Origin of the sequence: Brachybacterium sp., assembly GCF_036379615.1 — a bacterium.
Lineage (GTDB): Bacteria > Actinomycetota > Actinomycetes > Actinomycetales > Dermabacteraceae > Brachybacterium.
The window spans coordinates 1-7,316 of record NZ_DASVGJ010000025.1; the positions used below are offsets into that span (position 1 = coordinate 1).

Annotated in this window: 5 protein-coding genes; all 5 read right to left on the reverse strand. The window is 71.9% G+C overall.

The features are described 5' to 3' along the window. The coding region (locus VF289_RS04640) for an ABC transporter ATP-binding protein (protein ID WP_330881578.1) at positions 1-1,160 on the reverse strand (1,160 nt) is incomplete at its 3' end. Further along, positions 1,157-2,932, reverse strand: a complete 1,776-nt coding sequence (locus tag VF289_RS04645) for an iron ABC transporter permease (protein ID WP_330881580.1) — start codon at positions 2,930-2,932, stop codon at positions 1,157-1,159. The genes VF289_RS04640 and VF289_RS04645, both read right to left, overlap by 4 nt. 163 nt (positions 2,933-3,095) lie before the next feature. Further along, positions 3,096-4,295 (reverse strand): ABC transporter substrate-binding protein, encoded by a 1,200-nt coding sequence (locus VF289_RS04650; protein ID WP_330881582.1) that lies wholly within the window; start codon positions 4,293-4,295, stop codon positions 3,096-3,098. A gap of 26 nt (positions 4,296-4,321) precedes the next feature. Beyond that, positions 4,322-5,155 carry a MurR/RpiR family transcriptional regulator gene (locus VF289_RS04655; protein ID WP_330881584.1) on the reverse strand — a complete coding sequence of 278 codons (834 nt, stop codon included), beginning with the start codon at positions 5,153-5,155 and terminating at the stop codon, positions 4,322-4,324. A 144-nt stretch (positions 5,156-5,299) separates the two neighbouring features. After that, the gene (locus VF289_RS04660; protein WP_330881586.1) at positions 5,300-7,312 is read right to left on the reverse strand and encodes a vWA domain-containing protein; all 2,013 of its coding nucleotides are present in this window, start codon (positions 7,310-7,312) and stop codon (positions 5,300-5,302) included. Positions 7,313-7,316: the final 4 nt, after the last annotated feature.

Sequence of the window (7,316 nt, forward strand, 5' to 3'; positions counted from 1 at the left end):
CACCGGTTCCCGTCGGCGGCGAAGCAGGTCTCGGGCCGGGCGGGCAGCTGCACGGTGACCGCGTCCCCGGGTCGGTGGGGCACGGGCGCATCCTGAGTGATGCTCAGCCGGGTGCCGTCCGCCAGCTCCACCCCGAGCACCCAGCGCTCGGCCATCGGCACCTGATCCACGAACGTCGCCGCCAGGCAGCGGGCTGCGGTCCTCTCCACCAGGCGCGGACCGGAGGATCGGTACATCAGCTGCACCGGCCCGGCCGGGATCGAGGGATCCGCGGCGCCGACGTCGGTGCCCTGGACCCACAGCCGCTGCGCCACCGCCTCGGCCTGAAGGATCGCGGCCGGCGGGGTGCCGATGAAGGTCGCGGTGAAGGCGGTGCGCGGCGCGGCCAGAAGTTCCGCCGGGGTGCCGAACTGCTCGATGCGGCCGTCCTTCATGAGCGCGACATGGGTCGCCATGGTCATCGCCTCGACCTGGTCATGGGTGACGTAGACGCTCGTGGCGCCGGTGGCGCGGTGGATGCGCATGAGCTCGGCGCGGGTGTCCACCCGCAGCTTCGCATCCAGGTTGGACAGCGGCTCGTCGAACAGCAGCACCCCGGGCCGGGAGGCGATGGTGCGGGCGATCGCAACGCGCTGCTGCTGGCCGCCGCTGATCTCCCCCGGGTACCGCTCGGCGAGCTCCTCGATGCCGAGCATGCGCAGCACCTCCTCCACCCGCGCCCGACGCATCTCGCGGCTCTGCTTCTCGACCTGGAGGGGCCACTCGATGTTGCCCTGGACGGTCTTGTGCGGCCACAGCGCATAGGACTGGAACACCATGCCCACGCCTCGCTCGGCAGGCTCGAGATGAGCGGTCCCGTCCCCGCGGGCGACCACGCGCTCCCCGAAGCGGATCTCTCCGCCGGTGGGCTTCTCGAGGCCGGCGAGCATGCGCAGGGTGGTGGTCTTGCCGCAGCCGGAGGGGCCCAGCAGCACCAGGAACGCCCCGGCCGGCACCTCCAGCGAGATGTCGTCGACCGCAGCGGTGCCGGCTCTGCCGCCGAAGTCCTTGCGCAGCGCGGTCAGGGTGATCGGCACACCGCTCCCGGCGGGCGGGGTGAGCGGGGCGGACAGGGTGTGCGGGGCACGCGGGGCGGGTGGGGCCGAAGCGGTCCGGGTCATGGCGTCTCGTTCCAGGGTTGGGCGGCGCCCTCGGCGCGGCGGGCGAGCAGGGTGGCACCCACGGAGATCACGGCGATGACCACCGTGACCGCGTTCGCGAGCTGGGTGAAGTTCTCCGAGGAGTACTGGTAGGTGAGCACCGCGAGCACCGGCATCGCCGGGGTGGCCAGCAGCACCACCAGGGACAGGTCCCGGACCATCTGCACGAACACCAGCACTCCGCCGGTGAGCAGGCCCCGGGCGGCGAGCGGTGCGATGATCGCCCGCAGCCGGAGCATCAGCCCGGCGCCGACCATCACTGCGGATTCCTCGACATCGCGCGAGACCTGGCTGAGCGCCGCGGTCGAGGACCTCACCGCGAAGGGGATCGTGGCGGCGATCCCGGCCAGCACCAGGATCGCGAATGTGCCGTAGAGGCTGGGCAGAGGGCCGATCGGCGCACCGAACTGGGCGATGAACGCCGCCCCGAACGCGATGCCGGGGATCAGGAAGGGCACATAGGAGAGCAGGCTCATCGCGCCCAGCAGCGGCTTCGGGCCGCGGGAGCGAGTGATCACGTAGGAGATCAGCAGGCCCAGCACCCCGGCGCCCACGGCGACACACACTCCCAGCAGCACCGTGTTCCAGGTGGCGTGGAGGATCTGCGGATTCGCGAGGATGCCTCGCTGTCCCTGCGCGAGCGACGGATCGGAGCCGCCGATCCAGTAGTGCAGGGTGACTCCGGAGGCGAAGTCGTTGGTGCGGCGCGTCAACGAGCTGGCGACCAGCACGAGCCCGGGGATGATCGTCGTCGCGATCACGACCGCCCAGGCCAGCCCTGACACGGGCCAGGCCCAGGGGCCCAGCGTCACCGCGCGGCGTCGACCGCCCTTGCCGGTGATCGTCTCGAAGCCGCGGCGACCGCCGGTGACGCGCGAGGCGGTGAGCATGATCATCGCGGAGACCACGATGAGCACCAGGGAGAGCACGTAGCCGCGGGAGACGTCCCCCGTCGAGATCGCCCCGTACAGCCGGGTCGACAGAGTATGGAAGCGCACCGGCAGGCCCAGCAGCGCGGGACTGACGAAGTTCGAGACCCCTTCGGCGAAGGCCAGCAGCGCTCCGGACATCACCGCCGGCGCGACCACCGGCAGTGCGATGTCGCGGGCGACGGCGAACCGGGAGGCGCCGGTCATCTCCGCAGCCTCCGTCAGATCGCCGTTGACGGCGGCGAGCGCGGCGGCGATCAGCATGAACGACAGCGAGAAGTAATGAGCGGTGAGGGTCAGCGCGACCGGCACCGGACCCCACGCGATCCAGTCCGGGACCATGATCCCGAGGTTCCCGAGGATCCCGGTGGAGCCGCCGATCAGGTCGTTGCGGAAGATCGAGTCCCAGGCCAGCGCGAGCGCGAAGCTCGGCAGGGCGAAGGGGATGGTGGCGAGAACGGCGATCACACCGCGGCCCGGTACGCGCGTCATCACCACCACCCAGGCGAGGAAGCCGCCGATCAGGGTGGAGAGGACTGCGGTGGCGGCCCCCATCAGCACCGAGTTCCCCAGCGGCCGCCACAGCAGGTTCCGGGACATGCGACTGGTGAACACATCGCCCCAGGCTCCGCGGTTCCCCTCCATCAGCGTGGTGCTCACCAGACCTGCGAGCGGGGCGACCACCAGGATGCACAGCACCAGCAGGGTGCCGGCTGCCAGCAGCACGACGGGACGCCGCGCCAGGGTGAGGGCGCGGGCGAGCCCGGTGGTGAGGGGCCGACGCGGTGCGGCGGTGGCGGTCATGGAATCCCTTTCTGGGACGGGGTGGCCGGTGGGCCGGCGCCCGACGGCGCAGGACGCGGCCGACGAGCCGACATCCGGCGGTGCGGGCCGGCGCCCGACGGGCCGGTGTCCGGCGGTGCGGGCCGGCGCCCGACGATGCGGGCCGCGGCGCCGGCCGGCGCGATCAGCCGAGGGTGAGCAGGAAGTCGGCGACGTCCCGGCGGATCTCCGCGGTGGCGACGGGGTCGATGTTCCAGGCGCCGAGCTCCTCGAGCGGGGCGGCGTCGGGAGGGGTCGCCATGTCGGTGCGGACGGGGTAGTCACCGGCCACATAGAAGGGCTCGTAGGCCGCTCCCCCGGTCTCGGTGTCGTCGCCCATCAGGAAATCGATCACGAGGCGGGCGGCGGCGGGGCTCTTGCCACCCGTGACCAGACCGAGGTATGCGGGGAAGGTGATGCCGACGGCCGGGACGGTGCCGAGCGAGGCCTGCAGCACCCAGCCCTCCTCCTCGTTGTCGCGGCGATCCGAATAGGAGGTGAAGCCCACCGGCGGCGCGTCCTGGCCGGTGGCACCGACCGCAGCGTTGACGTTGTCGGTGTCGTCCACGAGCACCAGGGCATTGGCGTAGAGGTTCTTGAGGAACTGCTCGCCGGCGTTCTGCACATCGTCCTCGAGCGCGATCGCGGATCCGAAGTGCGCCTGGTGCGCCTCGGCCATCGCGTCGGACTGCAGCACGATCTCCGTCACCAGGTCGAGGTAGTCGCCGCGCACCGATGGGTCCACGCTCACCACCCGCCCGTTCCACTCCGGTTCGGTGAGCTGCCACAGGTTGGTGACGGGGCTCCCCTCGGGGTGAGCCTCCTCGTTGTACATGAGGATCTTGGTGGACAGGCGATTGGCCAGCAGCGGCTGCTGGAACTCCTCGGGGACCACCTCTGCCACGCGCTCGGGGACGTAGCCGGTCAGCACCCCGGTCTCCAGCAGTTCGGTGAGCACGACGGGAGCGTCGGAGATGTAGGCGACGTCGGCCGAGGGGGTCCCGGCCTCCGCCTCGGCGGCCAGGCGGGTGATCTGCTCGGTGGCGGAGATGTCATGGCCGATCAGGTCGATGCCGGGGTATGCCTTCTCGAACTCCTCCTCGACCTGTGCGATCCGGGAGGTGAAGGAGTAGACGGTGACCTCCCCCTCCTCCTCGGCGCGGGCGACGAGCTCCTCGTGGCTGAGGGCATCGAGCTCGGCGGCGAGCTCCGCGGCGGCGGCGTCCGGGTCCTGTGCGGCCTGCCCACCCCCGGCGGGGGTTCCACCGCCGCAGGCGGCGAGGCCGAGCATGACGGGAAGGGCGGCGGCGGCGGTGAGTTGGAACTGGCGACGGGTGGTGCGCATGGGGATCTCCTGGAGTGTCCGGGGCGTCAGTCGAAGGTGGTCAGCAGGTCATCGAGGCGGTCGAGGGCGTGCAGGGTGGATGCGGAGTGCCGCTGGGCGATCGACAGCACGATCGCGTTGACGATCGCCATCGGCACGGTGAGGGACGCGAAACCCTGCAGATCGCCGCGCGGCGCGGAGAGCACCTCGGTGGGTGCCGGGTCGATCGTGTGCAGGGTGTCGGTGATCAGCAGCGACGTCGCTCCCGTCTGCGCGGTGTGCGAGATCAGTGCGCCGAGGTCGCGCGGGGCGCGCCGGAAGGCGAAGGCGAGCAGCAGATCGCTCTGCTGCATCGGGACGATGCGCTCGGCGACGTCTCGGCCGCTCCCGGTGAGGTTGACCGTCGGGATCCCGAAGCGGCGCAGTCGGCGATCCAGCAGCTCGGCGAGGATGGTCGCATTGCCGCGGCCGAACACGAAGATGCGCCCGGCGGCCACGACCCGATCGGCGGCGTCATCGACCTGCTGCTGGTCCACGTGGCGGCTCACAGCGGCGAGCGACTGCAGCTCCCCGTCGACCAGGGCGGCGAGGGTGCCCTGGTCCCCGCGATCCCGCTGCTCGGCGCGGAAGCGGTCCGCGGAGCCGGTCAGGCGCCGGTTGTGCTCGGACCGGAGGTCCTCGCGCAGCTGCAGGTAGCCGTCGTAGCCCAGCCGCTGGGCGAGCCGTGTGGCGGCGGCGGGATGGGCGCCGCCGCGGCGGGCGAGGTCCTCACCGCGCCACAGGGGCGCTTCGGCGGGGTGCGCAAGGATCTCGTCCACCAGAGCGAGGTCCCCCTTGGTGAGGCGGGGACGCTGCTCGTGCACACGATCGGTGAAGGTCATGACCTCACCGTAGATGCAAGTTTCCTTGCGTTGGATCGAGCACGTGCAATTTTATTTGCTGTTCATCGAGTGCTCATCCGCCGGTGGCCGGATGTCCTCCGGAGGACGTCCGAGGAGAGTGCCCGCGTCTCCTCGCAGGCGTTCTCAGCGCCCCCGGCGCACCAGCGCGACCGCACCGATCACGGTCGCGGCCAGGACGATGCCGCCGCCGAGCCCACCGAGCACCGCCCACACCAGGGGCCGCAGCGAGGACCCTGCCCGCTCGTCCTCGCTGGGCGGGCCCTCGAGCTCGGGCACCCCTCCGCCGGCGGAGGCGGGGTCGGCGCCGCCCCCGTCGGACGCGGCGCCTGCGCCGCCCCCGTCGGACGCCTCGGGGGTGCTGCCCGGGTCGGCCGAGGAACGATCCTCCGCCGAGGCGGCGCCCTGACCGCTCAGGTCCGGCCCGTCCCCGACCTTCCCCACCGCGTCGAGATCGATGACGTACGGGAGCTCGAACAGTCGCTGCGCGGAGTAGTCGGAGGGGACCACGGCGAGCTGGAGGTAGTAGTCGCCGCTGAGGAAGGAGGTGCGAGCCTCGGTCCCGCCGTCCTCGCGGTTGCGGTACTGGATCGGTGCCGCCTGAGTCAGCTGCACCGTCGTCCCCGACATCGCGGGCTCGGCCAGGCCGGAGGCGGAGGAATCGGTGCTCGGCGGGGCCACGGTGTAGACGGAGTCGCGCAGCGGCGAGAACATCCTCGCCTGCAGCGACAGCGTCATGCCCTCGGGGACGTCGAAGTCGCCCAGGGTGAGCGCGGCCCGCACCTGCTGGCCGTACTCGGCCGGGATCCGGAAGAACTGCACCTCACCGGGGATGATCGTTCCGCGCATCGAGCCTTCGCCCGCGGGCACCGCAGAGGCGAAGGAGAAGGCGGGCTGGATCTGCTCGCCGTCCTTCGGGACCGCGAGCGGCTCCTGCGGCAGCATGTGCTTCGCTGCGGGCGGCATGCCGTCGAGGTCCACCTTCTCCTCGGCGAAGAACTGCACCTCCACCGGCACCGCCTCCTCGAGCGCGGGGTTGCCGGTGCGCTCGACCTCGAGGAGCACGGTGCCCCCGGCGTCCTCGCCGAAGCAGGCCAGGTCGTCCGTCTCCCCCATGCGCGGCGTCGCGATGGTGGAGGTGATCGGGCCCTCGCCGAGGTCTGCCTCGGCCCGGGCCTGGACCTCCCCGATCCGGCAGTCCACGCCGTCCTCGGAGCTGGTGCGCAGCTGCAGCTGGGCGAGCCGGTTCGTGTCCCCGTCACCGCCGGGCAGCACCATCGTGGCCGAGAGGTGCGCGATCTCCCCGGGCGCGATCTGCACACGGTAGAAGCGGGAGAAGCCCTCGCCGTCGTCGATCGCAGGGCTGCCGTGCTCGAGCACGTCGAGGTAGGAGCCGGGCGGCAGGTCCACGGCGTCCTCGGCCGTGACACCACCGGTGACGGGCCTGCCCTGGGTGGCGTACCCCTGGATGGCGCGGGTCATCTTCACCAGCAGCTCGTCCCGCAGGGTCTCCGCATCGCTCGCATCCGCGAAGGTGCCCCCTGTCGCCTCGGCGATGCAGGCCAGCTCGTCGCGCGCGGCCTGCTCGGCCTTGAAGCCGATGGTGTGGATGCGCAGCTCGGGGTGCTTCCCGGCGAGATCGGCGGCGACCTCGCACGGCGGCGGCCCGCCGCATTCGTCGATGCCGTCGGAGACCAGCACGATCGAGCGCATCTCCGCCTCGGGCAGCTCGGCGGCGGCCCTGCGCAGCGAGAGCCCGATCGGGGTGTAGCCGGAGGGCTCCACCCCCTCGATCGCGCTGATCAGCCCCTCCCTGTCCAGTCCCGTCGGCTCGACCAGGGTCTTGACGTCCTCGCAGCCGGCCGCCTGGCTGGCCGCGGTCGCCGGATCGGAGTTGCCGTAGGTCATCAGCCCCACAGCGGCATCCTCGGGGAGCATCGGCACCAGGGTGGTCACGGCCTCCTTCGCGACGTCCATCCGGGAGCGGCCGCCCACGTCGTCGGCCGCCATCGAGCCCGAGGCGTCGAACACCAGCATCGAGGGAGCGGTGCGGCCCGTGTTGAACCCCTCCGCCCGGGCCTGGGGCATCCCGGCGGGCGCGAGCAGCGTCAGGGTTCCCAGGAGGAGGCCGACGACCACGACG

Bases quoted from the DNA above. Each gene is read 5' to 3' on its own strand.
- VF289_RS04645 (WP_330881580.1), bottom strand. From the start codon at position 2,932: ATGACCGCCACCGCCGCACCGCGTCGGCCCCTCACCACCGGGCTCGCC.
- VF289_RS04650 (WP_330881582.1), bottom strand. From the start codon at position 4,295: ATGCGCACCACCCGTCGCCAGTTCCAACTCACCGCCGCCGCCGCCCTT.
- VF289_RS04655 (WP_330881584.1), bottom strand. From the start codon at position 5,155: ATGACCTTCACCGATCGTGTGCACGAGCAGCGTCCCCGCCTCACCAAG.